Origin of the sequence: Ruminococcus sp. AF20-12LB, from assembly GCF_003478985.1 — a bacterium.
Taxonomy (GTDB): domain Bacteria; phylum Bacillota; class Clostridia; order Lachnospirales; family Lachnospiraceae; genus Blautia_A.
The window spans coordinates 122,735-143,688 of sequence record NZ_QUGH01000009.1 but is presented as its reverse complement, the minus strand read 5'-3'; the positions used below and the strand labels follow the sequence as shown (position 1 = coordinate 143,688).

The following is a 20,954-nucleotide window of genomic DNA, read 5'->3' as shown; positions in this document are numbered from 1 at the left end:
AAAGAGGAGGAATTACAGATGAAAATAGCAGTAATCGGCGGTGGTGGAGTACGTTCTATGTTTTTGGCAAAAAGCCTTGCTCAGAGCAGTTTGGAATTGGGGATCAACCAAGTGATTTTTATGGATAATGATCCAAAGAAGCTTAATATCTATGGTAAAATGGCACAGCAGGTTGCAAAGCGTCTGCAGCCAGCCTTGCAGCTGGAGCTTACAGGAGATCCTGTAGAAGCCATTAAAGATGCAGATTATATCATAACAACGATTCGTGTTGGAGAGGATGATATGCGTATCCAGGATGAACGAGTAGCTCTGAATCTGGGGGTTTTGGGACAGGAAACTACCGGTGCGGCAGGTTTTTCTTTTGCTATGCGTTCTGTGCCGGCTCTGGTAAAATATTGTGAGCTTGCAAAAAAATACGCTTCTCCGGATGTAAAGATCTTTAACTTTACCAACCCGGCGGGAGTAGTATCCCAGACTCTGCGTGATATGGGATATGATTTTACCTATGGTATCTGCGATGCTCCAAGCAGCCTTCTCCATTCCTTTGCAAAAATGTATAAGGTTCCGCAAAATTCTGTGACGGGAGACTGCTATGGATTGAATCATCTTTCTTTTTTTGACAGTATTAAGCTGGATGGAAAAGAGATTTTGCCGGAGCTTTTAAAAGATGAAAGATTGTATACGGATACGGATATGCGTTTTTTTAAAAAAGATCTGGTAGAGCATATGGGATGTATTCTTAATGAATATTTGTACTATTTTTATTACAGAGAAGAAGCAGTTCAGCATATTCTGGATGCGGGTATCACCAGAGGAGAAGTGATCCGTGATGTGAATATCCATATGACGGAGGAACTGTCACACATGGATGTTGAAAATGATTTTGAAAGTTGCCTGAAGGTTTATGATAAGTGGTATGGCAAACGTGAAGATGCTTATATGGCAAATGAGACTGGCGTATCCAGAGCAAAAGAACCCTATCATTTTGATATTTATGCAAAGGATGATGGAGGCTATGCAGGTGTTGCTCTGAAATATATCCGTTCCAAATTAAGTGGAAAAGACAGTGAGATGATTCTTTGTGTACCGAATAACGGAGCAATTCCGGGACTCCTTGATACAGACGTTGTGGAAGTTACATGTGATCTTAAAGATGGTGAGATGATTCCGCATAAAGTTCCAAATCCCGGGGAATTGCAGATGGAACTCATTCGCAGGGTAAAGGTTTACGAAAGGCTGGCTTCTGAAGCAATCCGCACAAGAAGCATAAGTAAAGCAATTGACTGCCTTATGGTGCATCCTCTTGTCAATTCCTACTCACTGGCCAAGAAACTGGTGGAAACATATTTAGCCACAAATAAAGACTATATGGAGGAATGGAACTGATATGAGTTTTGTAGGTGGCGTAGGCTATTCCAATATCGATCTGATCTATTCTGGTCTTGATAGACTTCCTGATAAGGGAGAGGAGATTTTCGCCAGAGGATTTTCCATGCAGTTTGGTGGTGGGATTCCGGCTACCATGATCAATCTTTCAAGGCTTGGAGTTGAGTCCAGAATTATTACTTTTGCGGGGCATGATCTTTTTTCGGAATTTGTGAAAAAAACACTGAATAGCTATCCGGTAAAAACTGTGAATCTTTATAAAGGAAACAAGATGCCGGTGGTGCTGTCTTCCACCTTGCTGTATTGTGGTGACAGAAGTTTTATTTCCTATACAGATGGAATGGATATTAATGATGCTGTTATGGATGAAGTTTATGAAAATCTGAAAGGCGCATATGTGGTAGATATGCATGTTGGATTTTTAGATGTGTATAAAAGACTGAAAAAAGATGGTTGTATCCAGATTTTTGATACGGGATGGGAAGATGATCTGACATTGGAAAAATACAGGGATTATCTGGAAATCGCAGATTATTATATTCCCAATCAGAAAGAGGCCATGAAGATCACAGGAACGTCCAGTGTGGAAGCGGCTGCTGACGTTCTATCGGAATTTTTTTCTGACGTGACGATCAAAATGGACAAGGAAGGGTGCCTACTTAAAAATAAGGATGGAATAAAAATCATATCTTCTGTACAAAATGTAAAAGCTATTGATGCAACAGGAGCAGGAGATGCATTTATGAGTGGCTTTATTTATGGACTTTATCATCATCATCCAACTGAACAGTGTATTAAGTTTGGAAATGTAACAGGAAGTGCGTGCGTTCAGGGAATGGGTTGTATCAGCAATTTTGTCAATGAAGAACAGCTCTTGGAAATTGCGGAAACGCTAGAAGTCAGGGAACTTTGAAGAGGTGGAAAAAATTTATAATTTGTAACTGAAGAAGATGTCTCTTATTTGTATATCAGGTAAGAGACATTTTTTTTATGCAAACATATACTAGCAGAGAACCAGTGTGTTTTCAGGCACAAAAAGGAGCCTCTGTTTATGAAAAATCATTCTTATATTTCAATGCAGCAGGATATGCCGGATCAGGGACAGCTGCAGGTGACGGTGCTGGACAGTGCCAGTAACCGTCCTGTGGAAAATGCTGCAGTGCGGATCTCGTACACAGGAGTCCCGGACAATGTGATCGAAGAAGTTCACACGGATTCCTCCGGAAGAACGCCGATGCTGGAACTGGCAGCTCCTCCGCTGGAATACAGCATGAAACCGGTGGAGCAGCAGCCCTATGCAGAATACACAGTTCAGATCAGTGCGGAGGGTTTTACACCAAAAGAAATAGCCGGGACAGAAGTTCTTCCCTATTCCATTGCTAGGCAGGGAGCATCCCTTAGCAGACAGCAGGGTAATGGAGTGGATTATCAGCGGATCGTCATCGGACCCCATACGCTTTTTGGGGAATATCCTCCCAAAAATCCAGAAGCAGAGATCAAGCCGATAAATGAAACCGGCGAGATCGTATTAAACAAAGTGGTGATCCCGGAATATATCGTAGTCCATGACGGACCGGTAGGGGATACCTCTGCACAGGATTATTATGTAAGATACAAGGATTATATCAAAAACGTGGCCAGCAGTGAGATCTACGCAACCTGGCCGGAGGACACGATACGGGCTAATGTGCAGGTACATAAAGGCTACCTACACTTACTTTTGCTGGATTTTTGGATAAATATCTAAAGTAAAAGAGATGTCATCGCCATTTTTCCATGTATTTTTTGCGTTTTTAGTATAAACAGCCTTTTCTATCAGTTCACGGAGAAATCGGTTCTTTGTAGAGGTATCCCACGTCCAGTAATTTGCGAGAAGATCCTCGCACTTGGGAATAAAAGAGGAACGTTGAAACTGAAGTTCCTGTTCATGTTCAATTTCTTGCTTCAGAGAAAGAATTACTGCATCGCAGGCAGACAGCTCGGCAGCAGTAGCACGGGAGCGTTCAAGAAATTCTTCCGTGGAGTAAATTCCCTGTTCAAGAAGATCATACTGCCTTTGTTTCCTTTTCTTTAAAATATCAATTTCTTTTAATTTTCCTTGAATCATTTTTTCTCTTTCAGAAATAGAAAGAGAATACTCCTGATCGGAAACACTGTTATTTAGTCTGTAGCCATCTACAAGCTCCTGGATTCCGTCAAGAAGAGCCTTTTCAACAAGAGGAAGCTTGCTGCTTATATTGCTACAAGAACTGTATGGGCACCGGATCAGATCACCCTGTCTTCCATTAGGGGATTTACGAGTCATAACATGATCACATTTTCCACAACGAACAATACCGGCAAGAGGGTTACGAAGAACATGCAAAGAGTTAAGCGGCCGTGCAGGATTTTTGTTTACGATATCTTGAGCTTGCTGAAAGAGTTCCCTTGATACAATAGCAGGATGCCTGCCCTTGACAAGAATATAATTCTGAGCGAAAGGACGGGAGATAGTTATTTGCCCATCTTTTATATGCTTTACTGCTTTCCGACTGTTCCATCGTATCATTCCTTCATATACTGGATTTCTGAGGATTGCCTGCACACGAGAAATGGTCCATAGGCCACCATCCATGGTCTTGATTCCGGAATCATTTAATTTACGGCAGATCTTAGCCATTCCAATTCGTTCGCCGGATACTCCATGGACATATAAATTGAATATAAGCTTGACAATCTCTGCCTGGTCAGGAACAGGCTGCAGTGTCCATCCTTTTTCACCAACAAGTTTTACACGGGAATATCCATAAGGCGGCTTACTGCCGCAATATTTTCCTTCTTTTGCGGAAGATTCGCGACCTGCAGTGAGACGGCGGCGAATGGTCTTGTATTCACGCCGGGACATAAAAAGTCCGAATTCAAAATACTCTTCGTCGTATTCGTTGTTTGGATCGTAAGTTTTAAGTGGAGTAATGATTAATGTGTTGGAGTATTGGAAAGATCTGGCAACAACACCCTGGTCAATGGTATCGCCTCTAGCCAGACGTTCCACTTCAACAACAAGGACACCATCCCACATACCGGATTCAACTTCACGAAGAAGTTGTTGCATAACAGGCCTTGCAGAAATCGTCTCACCGGAAACAATCTCTTTATAGATCGCCCCTACATTATAGCCACGCTTTTTTGCAAGATCCAGCAGGATCCGCTCGTGTCGGGCGAGAGTTTCGCCTTCACCTCGGGCTTCAGCCTCCCGATCAGCACGGGACTTACGCAGGTAGATACATACATTTAAAAGTTCCATAATATCACCTCGGTTTAAAATATGTAAAAATGGGTACAAAAATAACGACCACACAAATGTTCTGATTGTGCAGCCGCTCCGAAGATGATACAATATTTTTGCTGAAAACGGATATCTCTTCGGAGATCCACCACCGTCCCGGTATTGGCGTACTGGGGCGGTTTTTATATGTTTAATTGATTTTTATATTAAAAATTGCGGAATATTTTTTGTATGTTGTGTTGGTATATTGATCAACATAAATCTTGAAGTTTCCGGCATGATCAACACCGATGATTCCCTGAGCGTGACACTTGGCACCAACAGGAAGTTCCTGAGGATAATATGCCTGATCGTTTGGATAAGAATATCCAGTATAGCCTTTTGCGTCTACAATTCTTTGAAGATCCATTGAAATATATAATCCATCACCATATCCAAGATTTTCATAAGTATAATCAATGAGATATACAGCGTCCGGATAAACATCCGAATATGGATTACGTTCGTCCATTTCTGTGACGGAATTGATTCTTAAACTCCACTGACCAGGAACTTTCCAGGTCTGTCCTATATTATACGTTTTTACAACAGTGGGTTTCGGATTGACATTTACATAAGATTCAAAATGATAAGTTCCGAAAGTTGCTGTTATTGTTACATATCCAGAACGTTTTGCGGTAGCCTTTCCTTTGGAATTAATAGAAACCACAGAGTTATTTGAAGATTTCCAGGCGATTTTCTGTTTTGTTCCATAAATAGAGTACTGATAGGTTTTTCCGACAGTCATTGTAGATACGGCTTTTCCTGCTCTGGGTGATTCTGTTATAAGTTTACACCTATATACATTCTTTCCCTTTTTTGCTGTAATGATTGTAGAACCATTTTTTTTATATGTTGCTACACCGCGGGAAATAGTAGCGCATTTTTTATTCGAACTACTCCATTTGTAACCACTTCCGGGAACATTGAATCCCATACGCTCTGAGCGTGCAAGATAAGCCGTAACAGTTTTACCTTTTTTTAAGGTGATAGGTTTTCGATAACCACCGCCACATGAATAATTCCAACCACTTGCAGCTTGAACAGGGATGCTACAGAAGAGCAGGCATAAAGCCAGCAACAACGAGATACACCAGGTTTTCTTTTTCATAAGAAACGCCTCCTTTAAATTATAATATCCACAAATAATACGATATTCATCATAGAAAATTGCTTATTTGTATTTTTTATTATAGAACGAAAAAAGGTGTTGCCATAACGACAACACCTTTAAGATAATCCAAGTAACAAGATGGGCGGCGTATCTATCATCTCAGGTACTCTTGCGAGTGTGTCGGGAGCCTTTCCGACCTTTGCTACTTGGTTATTACTCTATGCCATCATTATGCATTTATTATAAAACATCAATTCTCATCACGGCCAGCTGGGGAACAAAATAGATCATATAATTATCCACAGCAACATACTGCCCATATTTGGAACGGTAGCAGTCGATCACTTCAATGAGATAATCCTCCGGTACATCCAGATACTCAGCCATCTCATGAAGATTCCGACAGCGGGCTTCGTAAGCCTTAATGATCCCGATCAGGCCAACACGGAGATTATAGCCGTAAAGCCTGGCGCGGTATTCCTGCTTTCGGTTCATCACATCAGATGCCTGTTCCAGGATATTGCCGGTAGTGGTGTAGTGGTGACCAAGTTCTTCAGCCAGCACACAGGACTTTTCAGCCTGAGTGTCAATACTTTTTCGAATAGCGATACGATTGCCGCGGATCAGCCCATCATGTTTTTGGAGCGGCCGTTCCTTTACTGTAAGGCCGGCCTGATCGGCAGTACTTAAAAGTTGTTCGTAGGTCAAATAAATCAGTCCTTTTAATTCAAATTGCGGATTTTAAGGACGGATACGCATAACTATGCTCGTACATATATTCAGGAGCACAGTCAATATCTTCGTCCATCCAGGTGACAACTCCATCTACGATTTTGCAGTCTTTGAATATTTTTTCATCAGTTAATGGAGCGAAAGCGGGGCCGTTTAATACCGAAGCATCAAAAAGTCTCTGCTCACCAGTTGAAAAAGTGAGAAGCATCATCATATCATCCAATGGCTTTACTGCAATAATCTGTACATTTTCCGGGCGTTCACTAGCGTAAACAATTCCATTTGAAATAAACATAAAGAATTCCTCCTTACTGTAAAGGCTTAATCTTATCAAAGTGTTCGCCTCTGACAGCTTTGTTCCAAGCTGCATAAGCTTCATCTTCGTGCAGAGCAAGCCAACCGACCAGCATTTTAAACTGTTTTTGCGGAAGCGATCCAGCAAGCAGTTCACCGTCAATACCAACAGAAGCTCTGTATTCACCGTAAGTAACATGGACATGCGGCTTATTATGCTGGACAGTGTCATTAAATAACATTTTAATAACCATCCCCTCAAATCTACTTAATTCTGGCATTTGCATTTCCCCTTTCTATTTCCATTGAGAATCATCGTTCATAATATCCAGATCATGCTGAACACCTTCAGGAGTTTGTTCTACATCTGTACGAGTATGAGCGGCGAGAGGTGTGAGATCAACAGTGACAATGTTATCGGGATCTTTACCTATATATTTAGATTGCGGAGCAAAATCACGCAATTCAATAATGTGCTCATATTCTTTCTGAAGAACAGTATCAACCATATCTTTACCGTGGGTGTCAAGCTCACGGTATTTTTTTATAAATTCATGATTATTAGTTGAGACAGGTTTAACGTCGGAAGCTGAAGTATTCGTATATCCGAAAGTTCTTAATATATCTGAAAGATTATAAGCTTTGCACATAATTAAAAACGCGTCAGGACTAGGTTGGCTATTACCACTTTCCCAGCTGTAGATTGTTTTTTCAGATGCTTTGAAACCTTTAGATATTAATAAATCAGAAATTTCTTTTACAGATTTCCCTGCGTTAAGCCTGCATTTTTTTAATGTTTCACCGATAGAACTTTTCATAAATAATCCCTTCGTTTCTTCTTGGTATCTTGAATATATCATTATGTTTTTAACGTGTCAATAAGAATTCTAAGAATATTAGAAAAAAGTATTGACATTCTGAGAATAATAGAATATTATACAGATAAATTCTTAGAAACTTAGAAAGGAGGCGCGGATATGGATGGAGCAACACAGAGAGTTTCTGAGTATATAAGACACAAAGGGTTCAATCTATCAGATATATCAAGAAAAACCCATATTCCATACATGGCATTGTATGACAGTCTTTTTAATGAGAAAAGAAATCGCGATTTGCGAGTAGATGAATTTTTAGCATTATGCAAGCATCTCGATGTGAATCCGATATTTTTCTCGGATGAACAGAGAAAGGCGGTTTAAATGGAAGAAATGGAAAAAGAAATTATTTACCTGCGTAATCAGATAAACATGCTTAAGATCTGTCTGGTAATTACGCAGGTAAGTGCAATTATTGTATTGGTTTCTTTGCTGTATCAATATTCTCGACTGTCTCGTGATTATCAAGAGCTTCTTCAAACTTGTCAAGGGTTTCTTGACACTGTGAAAGCTGTTTACTTTGCTCTTCGACAGATTGCTTCAACTCATTGATCGCTTCGATCTCACTTGAGGAAGAAGTATCTATATTGTTAAGTAACTGTTGAAACATTATGTTTTGAGATTTTAAAAGCTGGATTTGAACATTTTCTACTTGCAACTGCTTATTAGCTGATTCAGTTGAAGAACAGGACTGTGCAAAAGTAAGAGAGAGCGTAATGACAGTGCCGATAATGAATTGAACAATAGCAACAAATAAAGATGTTGGAAGTTTGATTCGACAGTTGCCAATAGGTATAGCAACAGAATCCGGCAAGTTATAGGTCTTGATTGCTGATTTATCAACAATAACATAGTCGTCATTCTCAGAGATTCCACCTAAATCAGTTGGAAAATCATATGTGTGAGAATGGGATAAAAAAGTTAATTCAGGTGTTGCCCTGTTAAGTGTTAATGATAATTCTGTAAAAGCAGGATTGTTTTTTAGAGAATTAGAAAAACTTTTGTGTATGCTGTCAGAAAGGGACTTTGCCAATTGTTGTGATAAACAAGGACCTATAGTTTTGGCAATAGAATCTGAATAAGCGGTTTTGAAATTTTTACACAAATTTCGATACGGCTCCATGATTTTAGCTACACTTTGAGTAGTAGCAAAAGCAGTAGAAGAAGTTACGGCTTTATGAAATTGTGATGTACAAAGCAAACTATCAGACATGATTTTAGTCATGCGTTTGAGAGAATCATTGTAATCCGACATAAAATACCTCTTTTCATTATATTATGAAAGAATTTTAGCATTTTATGAAAGATATTACAACAGTATTACAGAAAAGAAGGCTTGTAGAATAACCATTGAGGCCAGTAAGGCTGGATAGGAGGTAAAAGAAAGTGAACAGATTTGATCTCTTGAAACAGACAAATATAAAGCTTGCAGCCCGTGTAATTATGGAACTCGGGGAAAGGTTTCATAACAATCCAGAAGCTTTGGTGGAACATCTGGAAGGCAAGATAACAGAAGAAGACCTGCACCAGATTAATGATGCAGGTCGTAAGGAAGGGTTAAGACCGATCGTCTTTATCCCGTAGGCAATAGTAACAGCCATTTCCGTTTGGGCATCCCATCATTTTTGCATAAATCAAACAAGACATATAAGAATTATCCATTCTAATGTGTTCTGGCTTAATTTTATCAATTTTGCATTCTGCTGTTTCATTATCCAAGTCGTGAATTTCGCCGGTATTGATATTAAGCAGAAAACGTTTGCCATTAAACGGCGTCTGAGATCTTCGCATAATCAACCCTCCTTCCATATGTACTCGGGTGTGTCAGCACCCTGTATATACAGAATAGGAGCGTACTGTCGAAAACACAAGAAAAAGCGTTCGACAAAGTAGTAAAAATTCTATAAACACAATAAACATAATCTTCATACGATAAAACAGGAGGTGAACTAGATGGCAGTTATCAAAGAAATCAAAAACGGATCCGGAGGAGTAATCCGGATTCATGACGACTACTGCAAGAACAATACTCCGGAAGACAACCAGAAGATCATAGATAACATATCTCGGATAGTCAATGATTATTACATAAGAAAATCAGTGGGGTAGAGGAGACGAATAAAGATGCAGAAGAACTTAATCATCAGCCTGATTACAGGCCAGCTCGTAGCATTACTTCCACTCTGGGACTGGGGCGATAAGCTCACATTCCTGACAGGAAGTATATGCATAACGATCGTGGCCATGATCACAATCACATGGCTGGAGGATAAAACCAGAACAATAAAAAGAGCCCTCACATCTGCAAATGTAAAGGGCTTGCGTAATTAAAGACAACTTCAGTATATCAAATTCACAGGAGAAATCAAGAGGTAAAAATGATTAAAGTAAAAACAACAGATGAATGCGCACAAACAACGTTCGAAGGAGACAGCCATCTCCTTCTGAATGAGCTGACAGTTGCCGTTGCAGCCCTTATGCAGATTCTTATTGAAGATCGTGATGCGACAGCCGAGGAAGCTGAGCGGGAAATAAAGAAAAGCTGCATAATCGGTATCTGTTTCACAGAACATCGATTAAAACACAAAACGAAATAAAAAAGGCTCAGGCGGTGCAACACCTGAGCCAGGACCATCCGGTCCCTGGAGTAAATTAGTTTACATAAATATAACACCAGGGAGCCGGAAAGTCAAGCATCCGGCGGTTATGTACCGCTATATTTTTAACCTTTTTTTTGAGGGGACAAGATCCCCTTGCAGGCTTGATTAAACGTATTAGAGATGAGACGAGGGACACTTTTATGAAGTGTGGGTATATAAGGCAGACCTGGGACTGTGGGAACACCAGAGAAGTAGAAGAAAAACATACAGGAAGATATGGAGCCAGGGGACAGAAAAGACAGAAGAGGAGAAAAGCCACTCCAGAAGAGATCGCTAAACAGAACCAATGGAAAAGGGAACGGGATGTCCGCCGTCTGATTAAATGGAATTTCGGAATAGGAGATTACTGGTTCACACTGACATACAAGAAAGGATCACGCCCACCTTGGAAACAGATGCAGAAAGATATGTCAAAGTTTATCCGGAAGCTCCGGGACAAGTATAAAAAATATGGATGGGAACTGAAGTATATATACCGGTTAGAAATCGGGAAGAATGGAGGACCCCATGTACATATTTTAATCAATCGGAAGTCAAACGATGAAACAGACACAGGCCTGCTGGTAGAAACACTCTGGGAACATGGCCATGCACAGACAAAAAGGGTGTATGACGTTGATTCTGGAGAACTAGCACAGTACATAACCAAGCCGCTGCAGGATCATGAGCCGGAAGATCTGAAACGGTATCACCCGTCCAGGAATCTAATCCGCAAAGATCCAGAAAAAGAAGAGATAAACAGAAGAAGCTTGCTGGACAAGCATGGAAGGCCGCGAGATCCGAAGCCGCCAAAAGGCTGGGCGATCGTGCCAAACTCAGTAAAATGCGGAAAAAACAAGATAACAGGATACGCATACCGACATTACATATTGATCAAAACAGAAAAGAGAAGGAATTAACATGCAGCAAGTAAATGTTTTTATTGAGACAAGCAGCCGGTTTCGCGGAAATGTGGAAAGAAAATGCGGATATGTGCTGTCGACTCAGCTCCGGACAGGGAAAGCGACAAGGGAGCATTTTGGAAGGGTAACTGGAACATATCATCAGGCCATATTGCTTACCATGGTGGATGCATTGGATCACATGACGAGAACCTGTGACGTGTGCTTTTACATAAGCGATCTGTATGTTACAAGTCGCCTGGGAAAGATCACGGAAATGGCCGGATCCGGCTGGTTGGACACAAAAGGAAAGCCAATCGCGAACAGAGAGGAATGGCGCAGACTGTTTAAAGCTATAAATCAGCTTCCGGATCCACACAAAATCTCTGCAAAAACAGAGAAACACAGTTATTCCGCATGGCTGCGAGAGGAGATGAAGCACCGTGAATGTGGAAGAATACTGGGGCAGGGGCTGGAGCCTGCGCCCGGAACAGGACATATTAACAATGGAATGTCTGGGTACCATTACTAAATCAGGTACCCGGTTTACATACTACAAAGACGAAAAAGGAGGAATATGGTTTGATGATGAACCGATCGGAGGAAAACCAGAATGGATGCAGAGAGCAGACAAGGAACGAAGACGAAGGCATAGACGGCATCCTTGAGAAATTAATGGCATATGTCTGCGATGAATTGTGCTGGTTTCGAGAAGAAATGCAGGGAGATTTGATGGACAGGATATGCGGACGTTGCGGATTACAACAGTATGCTGACAGAATCCGGGAGGAATATGAGAAGATCAATAACTTTGATAAGAGCCAGACCGGTCAGCTTATGAACAGATATCGTAAGATCACACTCTGCAAAGACTGCAGGTACAGAGCTAAAGGAAAGTCAGGATATCACTATTGTAGAGGGTTTGGCCTTCCAGCTGTACAGTTGAGAGAAAATGATGGATGCAGCATGGGAGAGGAAAGATAAGGAGGATATCATGAGAACAATAGCAATCATCAATTTAAAGGGCGGTGTGGCCAAGACCACATCAAGCATTAACATCACATACATACTGATGCGGAAAGGATACAAGGTGCTTCTGGTTGATAATGACAAGCAGGGGGACTGTTCACGTGGAATGAACCGCCGTACCCAGGATGGGGAAGGGATTGACCGGATCATGGTAGACCGGCATCCGGATATGGAAAAACTGATCAACAAGACTGACTATCTGCATCTGGATATCATCACAGCAAACCTTGGTCTCCTGACTGCAAACATGGAAGTAACCATGGACCGTGTACGCCCACAGCAGAACCGGTTGAGAAAGGCACTGCAGCAGGTAGCCGATAATTACGATTTCTGCGTGATCGATAATGCTCCGGATATCAATGTGTCGGTGATCAACGCCCTGACTGCCGCAGACGATGTCCTGATTCCGGTAGAAGTAGATGATAACACGCTGGAAGGTATGAACGAGCTTCTGGATCAGATCGATGATGTAAAAGAAGAATTGAATCCGGATCTGAAGAACGTGCGCTGCTTTATAACAAAATATCAGAAATTCAACCAGGCGCACCTGCAGGGAGCGGAGATCATAGAAGAACAGTACCCGATCATGAGAACGAAGATACGCTTTTCCGGTGTAGTAGCAAGGAGCACATTCGTGCGCATGCCTGTAGCCCTGCACAGTCCCAGATCAGCGGCAGCAGAAGACTATGAAACCCTTGTGAATGAGTACCTGGATATGATTGGAGATGAAGACGATGGCGAAATTTGATCTGAAAGGACTTCTCAATGACAGATCAGTCCCGGACCGGCAGCAGGACCAGAAGATCGTATACCGAAATCCAAAAGATCTGATCCCGTCAGAAGAAAACTTCTACAACACAGAGAAGCTTGAAAGGCTGAAACAGTCGATCAAGCTTCTGGGGATCCTTCAACCGCTCCTGATCGAGAACAGGGATGGGAAGGATTACGTTATAGCCGGCCATTGCCGCCGGAAGTGCTGTATTGATCTGCTCAATGAAGGAAATGACAGATTCAGCCGGGTTCCATGTATATATAAAACACAATCGAAACTGGAACAGGATGCGGGTCAGGAAAACGACATAGTACGCCAGATCATGATCATCCAGGCGAACTGTTATCGTGATAAATCCGACTGGGAAAAAATGACTGAAACGCTCAAGATGGAAGGCCTTGTGAAAGAACTCCGTGAGAAATCACAGATGGAAGGAAAGACAAGAGACATCCTGAAAGACCTGATCGGAACATCCGGTGGCCAGTTGGGAAGATATCATGCAATCAGCACAAACCTCTGCGAACAGCTGATGTCAGAATTTGAAGAAGACAGGATTAAGATTTCCGTGGCCTATGAAGCGTCCAAACTCAACAGAGAGTATCAGAAACAGGCCTGTGAGTTATACGAAGAAACAGGAATCCTGACACTGGACGATATCAGAGACCTGTACCGGCAGCAGGAAGCAGAGAAAGGTATTCCTGGCCAGATGACCATCGAAACAGCAACAGGCCAGAATCGGCCGCCGGAAGATGATACGGAGATTCCGGCAGAGACACAGATTGAGCGTTTCTATGAGAGCACAAACAAGAACATGAAGAACTACATCATCCAGGAAGACAAGAACATGACCATCTTCATGCTTTCGAACTTGTATGGATCAGCACGTGTCCGAAACGGACACCTCAATTACCAGGGATCAACCGCCGGGATCACCTTTAATCCAGGAGGGGTATTTGAACACGAGCTGTCCTGGCAGTCCCTTGCCAAGATCCTGATCGGGAAGTATGGGCATAAGAAACCGGTCAAGATGGTACCTGTAGATACACCGGATAATGCAGAATACACAATATCGGCAGCAGTGAAAGCATTCTGTGGGGCATATCCTGAAAAATTAAAAACAATCATGAGAATATGCAGGCTATACAATAACAATGGAGAAGCTGCCAGAGCAGTGCAAAAGAGGATTGCGCCGCATGGATATCACGGATGTACCGGACCTGAGGTAGGCTATACATTCATGAGCTTTAACGCAGGACTGGAGATTGAGGTTGGCAAAGAAAAAGTGTCCATGAAGTACGGAAGGTTGATTGCAGAAGCAAAGAAACTTTACGATCCATGTGATTCTAAGTTCAATGAAGAAGAACGCTGCCAATCAGTAGCGGAAACACCGGACGAAAAGCAGCACGATTTTGTTGAAGATACCAAAATCACAGATCATTTCAGTGATACCACCGAGATGCCAGATGCCTGGCCGCCGGAACTGAAGGACATCCCAATTCCAACGGAAACAGAAATAATGGGATATTTGTACGATGAAGAGCGAAAACTCAGGGAAATTCTTGAAGTGGAAAAAGAAGAACCTGGGATGCCGCACATGGAGATTATGAGACAGCAATTAATCACAGCAGGATTGAGATTGATCAAGAATCTTGTCGAAGATTGTCGAGAAGAATAAACAAGGGTGTTTTCGAAAAACCGATTAACATATAAACCCATCAGTCCTGCCGCATGAGCCTGTCAGAAATGCGGCAGGGGAAAGGAGGGTGTCCGATTCGGACACACGGAAAATGAATTACGATAACTTGAAATTCCCAAAACAGGGAAAGAAAAAAAGAAAGAGGTCAAAAGCTTGGAAATATCCATGCAAAAGAAAGAGGGAAAGTATTATTCCTGGAGATAGAAAAGATAGATGTTACATATGCGGAAGTCATATAAACATAGAAAATCATCATATTTTCTTCGGAAGTAGAAACAGAGATAATTCAGACTGGTGTGGCCTTACGGTTCATCTGTGTCTAGAACATCATAAAGAAGGCAGGATATCTGCTCATAAGTACCGGGAAGTTAACGATGCACTAAAGCGGATTGCACAGAAAGCGTTTGAAGAGAAAATCGGCAGTAGAGAAGATTTTATGCGAATATTCGGAGAAAACTGCCTGGAGGAAGAAAATGAGAAAGAGGATGAACCTGTATAAGGTAGTAGACCAGAACGGGAAGCAAGTGTTTGAGAATCTTCTGACGGCTAAACAGGTCACAGAAAAGACCGGCTGCACAAAGAATAATGTAGCACAGGCGGCAGCCAATTTTGCTCTTGTGAATAAGAAGTATCGAATTATCCCGGAAGACATCAAGCTGAGTAAAGCATTAGATGTTGAGCTCCTGGCAGAATGGGACAGGTATCGGAAGTGGATGCTGAAGGCAGTAGGGAGGATGAAGTGAACAAAAGGCAGAAAAAGAAACTGTTCAACAGAAAATGTGGATACCGGCTTGTAAAGCTCCCACACAATTTCCAGACGTGGGTATTCCAATACTACACTGGTATCGGAGCAGTAACATACAAACGCATTTGCACAGAGAAAATCCCAGACAGAGCGAAATGCTTGATAAACACCAGAAACGTGGAGAATTTCAACCGGATCATGGCAGAAAGGAGAAAATGATGGAGAACACATGTAAAACCTGCATCAACAACGATGATGGTCTTTGCGACCGCAAAGGAATCCTTGTAGAAGATGAAGATTTCTGTGAGTATCACTGGGCAGCAGGAAAGAAGATCAGAATGAAAAGACATGAGAAGAAGATGGATATCACACCAGAACTGATGCTGTCAGCATATAACACGCTGATACAGGGATGTAAAAGCCGGCCGGCCAGTGAAGATGGAACCTGCAGCAACTGCATCTTGTATCAACACTGTCCAGGTACATCAAATCTTCTTCCGGAAGACTGGCAGGAGATACACTATCCGTTTTTGACAGGAAACACACTGCATTACATAAAAGCCGGCAAGGTCAAGCAGATTGTATTTGCCAGACGGGAAGATGCAGAGGAAAGACTTGCGGAAATGAAAGAAGGTGTGAAATGAGTTATAAGAACAACGAAGGCTATCCAGATCCGACAGCTGGCAAGGCAGTCCGGTCAGCTGGTAGGATGCCGACACATATCTACAATGCCTTTTGTGTCCTGAATAATACGGCAGGTCTGCTGGGGTTGGAGATTACAGGGCTGAGGGATAAAAAAACGGGTCGTGAATGGCCACAGAGGAGGTGAGAATGATGTGGGTAATATTTCTTGGTTCCGGCATGGTGTTCGGAGCCGCAGCCCTGGTACTGATCTGGATAGGAAGCAGAGTGATCCTGTCAATTAGGCGGCAGCAGAAGAAGTTTGAGATTGAAGATGAAACATACAACAAAGTAAAAGAAGCTATCAAAGAAAAGGAGAACAAAAATGAAAAGTAAGATTATTATCGGAACCGTGGCAGCAGTAGCAGTTCTTGGCGGAGGATACACTGTATCAAGAATGGATTTTATCGGCACAGGTAAAGTTGGTATCGTCTACAACTATAAAGATGGAGTACAGGACACAGTACTCACCCCGGGAATGCATTTTATCGCACCGATGAACAAAGTAAAGGAATTCAGTACCAGCAACGAGATCCTTGTTCTCACAAAGGACAAAAGGGACGGCAGTAAAGAGGATGATTCTTTTAAAGTGGCCACATCAGACGATGCCAGCATTGCAGTATCTTTCCAGATGAGTTACCGATACGATCCGGATACAGTGATTGATACATACAAACGTTTCAAGGGAATGGACGGGGAAGATATTATCGAAAACCGTGTCAAAACTGTTTTGAAGTCAAAGATTTCTGAGGTTACAACCGATTATTCAATGATGGACATCTATTCCGGAAACAGATCCGAGCTGAATAACGCTATCACGGAATATCTTAACAAAGATTTTCATAAAAAATACGGCATTGAAGTCCTGGATGCTTCCATCGTAGATGTGCATCCGGATAAAAAGCTGAAGCAGGCCATTGATAATAGAGTGACAGCCTTGCAAGAGAAACAACAAGCTCAGGCAGAGCAGGAAAAGGTTAAAGTCCAGAAAGAAACAGAAAAACTCCAGGCTGAAGCAGATGCCCAGATCGAACTGACTAAGGCAAAGGCAGACGCAAAGAAAGCTAAGGTTAAAGCAGCAGCTGAAGCAGAAAACACAAAAACCAAGGCAAAAGCACAGGCAGAGGCTAATAAAGAACTCAGTGCATCCATTACAGATGAATTGATCAAAATGAAGGAGGCAGAAGCTCACTACAAAAACGGCTGGGTTACAGTCCAGGGAGCCGATGCCGTGATCGCGGATAAATAAAAGAAATGCAGAGAAAGCCGGGAGCATACACGTTCCCGGCTAAAAGCATCGAAAGGGGAGGATACCAGTGGGCGAGATCAAGATCACCAGGAAGCTTCTGGATAACTACAGAAAGTTAAAGAGGGAAATACCGGTCCTCAGCATGGAACTGGCTGAAATGAAACAGGGGGAGGCTGGTCTTGGAAACAGTACGATATTTGACTACACCACCGGCTTTGCGCGACCACAGAGTGTAGTTGGATTCGACCAAGCACGATATGACCGGAGAAAGCACACATACGATCATAAAATGGCACAGGCGGCAGCAGTGGAACGATGGATCCAGAGCATTGAAGATGGCCAGACAAGATATGTGTTCAAGGCATTTTACCAGCAGGGAATGACCTGGGAGAAGATAGCAGAAAAGACAGGATATTCCCAGAGCCCGGATTATCCAAGGCTCTATATCAGAGATACATATTTGAAAAAATGTGAGATTAAGTAAAAAATATCGTTTATATCGGAAATATCGTTATAGAATACAATAGAAGCCAAAGGCATAAAGGCCGGCGGCTTTCAGATATTGACTGACAGGGCCGACCACCCTGTAATGGAACGTAGCTTAGTGGCAGAGCAACTGTGTAACCAGAAATTGACTGATGAAGTCGATGGCGATGGTTCGAATCCATCCGTTCCGATCAGGTGTACACACCTGCATATATAATATTCCAATCATCACAAGAAAGCATCTGGCAGCGGGTGCTTTTTTTATATAAAAAATGACAATAAATGCGACGAAAAATATAATAACTTGACAAAGTGATAATTGAATGATATAGTATGGATGTAGCAATCGATTGCTAATAAGGAGGAAGACAAAATGGCAAGGGGCATAGCAGAGCGTATGGCAGAAATAATTTCTGACCGTAAAATGACGCAAAAGGATCTGGCATTTTTATCAGGAGTGACAGAATCTGCCATTTCCCATTACTTAAAGGGAGATCGCATACCGAGAGGCGCCACTCTGATTAAAATTGCGAAAGCACTTGATACATCAACGGATTATTTATTGGGCCAAGATAATACAGGTGGCTTACAGAAAGAGTTTGATGATGCACGAGTGATTTTAGCACGAAATGCTTCAAAAATGAGTAAAGAGCAAAAAATGGAACTTATCAATCTTTTAATGTAACAAGCAGGAGAACATATGCGTCTGGAAGATGAGCAGTATGAAGAGATTAAGAGGACAGTGATAGATACCTTTTCTGTGTATGGAATCAGATGCATTCCAATTAGTGCATTTGAAATGGCTACAAAAATGGGAATCAAAGTTATTCCGTACTCGGCATTGAGTGAGGAAAAGAGAAGTGCAGCAATGCGTGAAAGTAAAGATGGATTTTCAATAGGCAGTTCTCGTAGCCAAGAGTGGATGATTTTTTATAACGATGCTTGCGAAAGTTATGGAAGAATCAATCAGACCATAATGCACGAAATTGGTCATTACGCAATGGGCCATATCAAAGATGGAGAAGAGGAAGAATCGGAGGCAAAATTTTTTGCTAAATATGCACTTGCGCCGCCGCCGTTGATTCATACTTTCATAGAACATATCACTCCAGATTCGATAAGAAACGTTTTTGATCTAAGTAATCAGGCAGCGAAAAATGCTTATTGGTATTATCGAAGTTGGCTGTATAATAGCGGAAGTTATTATACAGATTACGAAAAGAAAATACTTGAGTTATTTAAGGCTGAATGTTAAGTAAAGGTGTATAAGTCAAAAGGCTTTATACATAAACAAAAAACCAAGCACCCATTTATATGGAGATGCTTGGCTCTTGCGAAAAATGTAAATGCAGTTGTTCAACTGGTTACAATTCTCTCTCGACAATTGAATTGTAACACTGTATTTATCCTTTTGCAAGAGTTACTTGCGAAAGGAGGGGATATTCATGTGGATTTTTAGAACGTGGATTACCAGGAAAGATGGCACGAAAGATTATGCCAAGGATCATGGTAAAAAAGCCTTTAGATTCTGGGTAGGTCCTGGACCGGAACCAGATAAAAAGAAGAATCAGTAGTATTTTAATTAAAGAGGCGTATTTACCAGTTGGACGCTTCTACCCAAAAGAAAGGCATAGGTAGAAGAATATGGCTAAGACAAAATCCAGTGTTAGAGGAACTCAGAATAAAAAGATCGTGGTTGTAAAACCATATACACGAAGTGATGGTGTAAAAGTCAGAGAACATAGACGATCAACACCAAATTAGATATTATGTGATAGGAGATAGGTTTATGAATTTAAAAGAACAGATTTTAAAGGATTTAAATGAGATGGACGGAAGCGCAGTTGATAACAAATATAATAATATATATGGGAAATACAAAATTGCAGTAGCCGAATTGCAAAAAGATGGACTCATTGTTGGCGCAACGGTTTTTTATTACAAAAATACACAAGAACCGGAAGTTGTTTCTTTAAAAACAGCTGAATTGACGCAAAAAGGAAAAGCGTTGTTAAGTGTGTAAAGACGATGCATACAAAAAGGCACCCTACGGGGTGCTTTTCTAATGCAATTTTTCCTACAGCGTGCACGGCACCAGCACATACATACCTTACGCATGGATTCACTGTATGTAAGTGTTTGCGCACCTCCTTTCGGCGTGGCAGCAATCGGCTGTCACTATGGTGCCGGCAGGACTGTAATTTACAAATATAAAAAACGAAACGAATGAGAGGTGGTGAGGCTTGCCAAGAGCACCAGATCAGAGAATTGAAGAGGCCAGAAAGATATATGCTTCTGGAGCGAAATTAATTGAAGTTTCTCAGAAGCTCGGAATCCCGGAGGGGACAATCCGAAGCTGGAAAAATAGATATAAATGGGATGATGCAACGTTGCAAAAGAATAAACGCAACGTTGCGAAAAAGAAGGGCGGACAGCCCGGAAATAAAAATGCGGAGGGGCATGGAGGAACCGGTCCGCCGGGAAATAAGAATGCAGTCAGGACAGGAGAGTTTGAAACTCTCTTTTTTGATACCCTGGAACCGGAAGAAAGAACATTGGCAGAGATGATCCAGCCGAACAAAGAGCAGCTGCTTCTCAGAGAAATCCAGCTTCTTGCAGTCAGAGAACGCCGGATGCTGAAAAGAATCCAGTCTCTCCGTGAACTGGAGGTTCAGACCGGATCTGAAGAAGATTCGGTACCATGCGGAATGTCTGTAACGGAATATGCTTCCGGTATTGAAAAAGGAAAACAAACAGAACTTCGAAAGTACGAAGGCATTCTTGGCCAGATCCAGGCTATAGAGGATGCTCTGACTAGAGTGCAGGCCCGGCAGCAGAAAGCAATCGAGATGCTGCATAAGTTTGGTTATGACGATGCAAAACTGGAACTTGCAACCATGCAGCTTGAATTTGAGATGCTGAAGCAGGATAACCAGGCAGAAGAGACTACCGATGATGGTTTCCTGGAGGCAATGAATGCAACAGCGCAGGATGTCTGGGGTGACGAGAATGTATGAAAAACTCAAAACTCTGAAAGATAAGCTGCAGAA

The 20,954-nt window shown here is 41.9% G+C and carries 32 protein-coding genes and 1 tRNA gene; 25 read left to right on the top strand and 8 right to left on the bottom strand.

The window, feature by feature from the left end; genetic code table 11:
* Nucleotides 1–18: 18 nt before the first annotated feature.
* The 3 genes from DWX61_RS12520 to DWX61_RS12510 all read left to right on the top strand — a co-directional run bounded on the left by DWX61_RS12520 (nt 19) and on the right by DWX61_RS12510 (nt 3,133).
* A complete protein-coding gene (locus DWX61_RS12520) occupies nt 19–1,386 on the top strand; it encodes a family 4 glycosyl hydrolase (protein ID WP_118625613.1) in 1,368 nt (455 codons plus the stop codon).
* Nucleotide 1,387: 1 nt separating this feature from the next.
* Complete coding sequence (locus DWX61_RS12515) at nt 1,388–2,299, top strand: carbohydrate kinase family protein (protein ID WP_118625611.1); 912 nt, start codon at nt 1,388–1,390, stop codon at nt 2,297–2,299.
* A gap of 138 nt (nt 2,300–2,437) precedes the next feature.
* A complete protein-coding gene (locus DWX61_RS12510; protein ID WP_353652877.1) occupies nt 2,438–3,133 on the top strand; it encodes a carboxypeptidase-like regulatory domain-containing protein in 696 nt (231 codons plus the stop codon).
* Here the strand turns inward: DWX61_RS12510 and DWX61_RS12505 are convergent.
* The 6 genes from DWX61_RS12505 to DWX61_RS18990 all read right to left on the bottom strand — a co-directional run bounded on the left by DWX61_RS12505 (nt 3,101) and on the right by DWX61_RS18990 (nt 7,648).
* On the bottom strand, nt 3,101–4,669 hold the full coding sequence (locus DWX61_RS12505; protein WP_118625609.1) for a recombinase family protein: 1,569 nt from the start codon (nt 4,667–4,669) through the stop codon (nt 3,101–3,103). The genes DWX61_RS12510 and DWX61_RS12505 overlap by 33 nt on opposite strands.
* Nucleotides 4,670–4,841: 172 nt before the next feature.
* Nucleotides 4,842–5,801, bottom strand: a complete 960-nt coding sequence (locus DWX61_RS12500) for an Ig-like domain-containing protein (RefSeq protein WP_118625607.1) — start codon at nt 5,799–5,801, stop codon at nt 4,842–4,844.
* A gap of 243 nt (nt 5,802–6,044) precedes the next feature.
* The gene (locus DWX61_RS12495) at nt 6,045–6,512 is read right to left on the bottom strand and encodes an ImmA/IrrE family metallo-endopeptidase (protein ID WP_118625605.1); all 468 of its coding nucleotides are present in this window, start codon (nt 6,510–6,512) and stop codon (nt 6,045–6,047) included.
* A gap of 19 nt (nt 6,513–6,531) precedes the next feature.
* On the bottom strand, nt 6,532–6,831 hold the full coding sequence (locus tag DWX61_RS12490; RefSeq protein WP_118625603.1) for a DUF2442 domain-containing protein: 300 nt from the start codon (nt 6,829–6,831) through the stop codon (nt 6,532–6,534).
* Between the two features lie 13 nt (nt 6,832–6,844).
* Nucleotides 6,845–7,111 (bottom strand): DUF4160 domain-containing protein, encoded by a 267-nt coding sequence (locus DWX61_RS12485; protein ID WP_118625601.1) that lies wholly within the window; start codon nt 7,109–7,111, stop codon nt 6,845–6,847.
* A 15-nt stretch (nt 7,112–7,126) separates the two neighbouring features.
* A complete protein-coding gene (locus DWX61_RS18990; RefSeq protein WP_182434001.1) occupies nt 7,127–7,648 on the bottom strand; it encodes a helix-turn-helix transcriptional regulator in 522 nt (173 codons plus the stop codon).
* A 159-nt stretch (nt 7,649–7,807) separates the two neighbouring features.
* Here DWX61_RS18990 and DWX61_RS12475 point away from each other — a divergent pair, with 159 nt between their 5' ends.
* Nucleotides 7,808–8,029, top strand: coding sequence for a hypothetical protein (locus DWX61_RS12475; RefSeq protein ID WP_118625599.1), 222 nt, complete (start codon nt 7,808–7,810; stop codon nt 8,027–8,029).
* Nucleotides 8,030–8,117: 88 nt separating this feature from the next.
* Here the strand turns inward: DWX61_RS12475 and DWX61_RS12470 are convergent, their stop codons facing one another.
* Nucleotides 8,118–8,960 (bottom strand): hypothetical protein, encoded by an 843-nt coding sequence (locus DWX61_RS12470; RefSeq protein ID WP_118625597.1) that lies wholly within the window; start codon nt 8,958–8,960, stop codon nt 8,118–8,120.
* 131 nt (nt 8,961–9,091) lie between these two features.
* Here DWX61_RS12470 and DWX61_RS12465 point away from each other — a divergent pair, with 131 nt between their 5' ends.
* Complete coding sequence (locus DWX61_RS12465) at nt 9,092–9,289, top strand: hypothetical protein (protein ID WP_118625595.1); 198 nt, start codon at nt 9,092–9,094, stop codon at nt 9,287–9,289.
* Here DWX61_RS12465 and DWX61_RS18800 read toward each other — a convergent pair.
* A complete protein-coding gene (locus DWX61_RS18800; RefSeq protein ID WP_092070852.1) occupies nt 9,263–9,496 on the bottom strand; it encodes a hypothetical protein in 234 nt (77 codons plus the stop codon). The two genes, DWX61_RS12465 and DWX61_RS18800, sit on opposite strands and share 27 nt — an antisense overlap.
* 162 nt (nt 9,497–9,658) lie before the next feature.
* Between DWX61_RS18800 and DWX61_RS18985 the strand changes: the two genes are divergently transcribed.
* The 20 genes from DWX61_RS18985 (at nt 9,659) to terS (ending at nt 20,921) form a co-directional block, all read left to right on the top strand.
* Complete coding sequence (locus DWX61_RS18985; protein ID WP_182433998.1) at nt 9,659–9,814, top strand: hypothetical protein; 156 nt, start codon at nt 9,659–9,661, stop codon at nt 9,812–9,814.
* 15 nt (nt 9,815–9,829) lie between these two features.
* Entirely contained in the window at nt 9,830–10,036 is a 207-nt protein-coding gene (locus DWX61_RS12460) for a hypothetical protein (protein ID WP_118625593.1), read from the top strand.
* A gap of 47 nt (nt 10,037–10,083) precedes the next feature.
* Nucleotides 10,084–10,302 carry a hypothetical protein gene (locus DWX61_RS12455; protein WP_118625591.1) on the top strand — a complete coding sequence of 73 codons (219 nt, stop codon included), beginning with the start codon at nt 10,084–10,086 and terminating at the stop codon, nt 10,300–10,302.
* A gap of 203 nt (nt 10,303–10,505) precedes the next feature.
* Entirely contained in the window at nt 10,506–11,264 is a 759-nt protein-coding gene (locus DWX61_RS12450) for a rolling circle replication-associated protein (RefSeq protein ID WP_118625589.1), read from the top strand.
* Nucleotide 11,265: 1 nt separating this feature from the next.
* Nucleotides 11,266–11,778, top strand: coding sequence for a ribonuclease H family protein (locus DWX61_RS12445; protein ID WP_092070842.1), 513 nt, complete (start codon nt 11,266–11,268; stop codon nt 11,776–11,778).
* Between the two features lie 50 nt (nt 11,779–11,828).
* Nucleotides 11,829–12,230 (top strand): hypothetical protein, encoded by a 402-nt coding sequence (locus tag DWX61_RS12440; RefSeq protein WP_139148832.1) that lies wholly within the window; start codon nt 11,829–11,831, stop codon nt 12,228–12,230.
* 10 nt (nt 12,231–12,240) lie between these two features.
* Entirely contained in the window at nt 12,241–13,023 is a 783-nt protein-coding gene (locus DWX61_RS12435) for a ParA family protein (RefSeq protein WP_118625658.1), read from the top strand.
* Nucleotides 13,010–14,722: a ParB/RepB/Spo0J family partition protein gene (locus DWX61_RS12430; protein ID WP_175442965.1), complete on the top strand. Its 1,713-nt coding sequence runs from the start codon at nt 13,010–13,012 to the stop codon at nt 14,720–14,722. The genes DWX61_RS12435 and DWX61_RS12430 overlap by 14 nt, the downstream gene beginning before the upstream one ends.
* A 112-nt stretch (nt 14,723–14,834) precedes the next feature.
* The gene (locus DWX61_RS12425; protein ID WP_092070833.1) at nt 14,835–15,242 is read left to right on the top strand and encodes a hypothetical protein; all 408 of its coding nucleotides are present in this window, start codon (nt 14,835–14,837) and stop codon (nt 15,240–15,242) included.
* Nucleotides 15,217–15,486: a hypothetical protein gene (locus tag DWX61_RS12420; RefSeq protein WP_092070830.1), complete on the top strand. Its 270-nt coding sequence runs from the start codon at nt 15,217–15,219 to the stop codon at nt 15,484–15,486. Before DWX61_RS12425 ends, DWX61_RS12420 begins: the two co-directional genes overlap by 26 nt.
* Before the next feature lie 220 nt (nt 15,487–15,706).
* Entirely contained in the window at nt 15,707–16,132 is a 426-nt protein-coding gene (locus DWX61_RS12410; protein WP_092070824.1) for a hypothetical protein, read from the top strand.
* Between the two features lie 187 nt (nt 16,133–16,319).
* On the top strand, nt 16,320–16,505 hold the full coding sequence (locus tag DWX61_RS12400; RefSeq protein ID WP_092070819.1) for a hypothetical protein: 186 nt from the start codon (nt 16,320–16,322) through the stop codon (nt 16,503–16,505).
* Nucleotides 16,495–17,418 carry an SPFH domain-containing protein gene (locus DWX61_RS12395; RefSeq protein WP_092070817.1) on the top strand — a complete coding sequence of 308 codons (924 nt, stop codon included), beginning with the start codon at nt 16,495–16,497 and terminating at the stop codon, nt 17,416–17,418. Before DWX61_RS12400 ends, DWX61_RS12395 begins: the two co-directional genes overlap by 11 nt.
* Nucleotides 17,419–17,485: 67 nt before the next feature.
* A complete protein-coding gene (locus DWX61_RS12390; RefSeq protein ID WP_092070814.1) occupies nt 17,486–17,902 on the top strand; it encodes a hypothetical protein in 417 nt (138 codons plus the stop codon).
* A 106-nt stretch (nt 17,903–18,008) separates the two neighbouring features.
* A tRNA-OTHER gene (locus DWX61_RS12385) sits at nt 18,009–18,095 on the top strand.
* A gap of 182 nt (nt 18,096–18,277) precedes the next feature.
* Nucleotides 18,278–18,589 carry a helix-turn-helix domain-containing protein gene (locus DWX61_RS12380; RefSeq protein WP_242872579.1) on the top strand — a complete coding sequence of 104 codons (312 nt, stop codon included), beginning with the start codon at nt 18,278–18,280 and terminating at the stop codon, nt 18,587–18,589.
* 15 nt (nt 18,590–18,604) lie between these two features.
* Nucleotides 18,605–19,159 carry an ImmA/IrrE family metallo-endopeptidase gene (locus DWX61_RS12375; protein ID WP_092070811.1) on the top strand — a complete coding sequence of 185 codons (555 nt, stop codon included), beginning with the start codon at nt 18,605–18,607 and terminating at the stop codon, nt 19,157–19,159.
* A 190-nt stretch (nt 19,160–19,349) separates the two neighbouring features.
* Nucleotides 19,350–19,478, top strand: coding sequence for a hypothetical protein (locus tag DWX61_RS19345; RefSeq protein ID WP_255363765.1), 129 nt, complete (start codon nt 19,350–19,352; stop codon nt 19,476–19,478).
* 215 nt (nt 19,479–19,693) lie between these two features.
* Nucleotides 19,694–19,927, top strand: a complete 234-nt coding sequence (locus DWX61_RS12370; protein ID WP_092070808.1) for a hypothetical protein — start codon at nt 19,694–19,696, stop codon at nt 19,925–19,927.
* A 220-nt stretch (nt 19,928–20,147) separates the two neighbouring features.
* Nucleotides 20,148–20,921, top strand: coding sequence for a phage terminase small subunit (gene terS / locus DWX61_RS12365; RefSeq protein ID WP_092070805.1), 774 nt, complete (start codon nt 20,148–20,150; stop codon nt 20,919–20,921).
* Nucleotides 20,922–20,954: the final 33 nt, after the last annotated feature.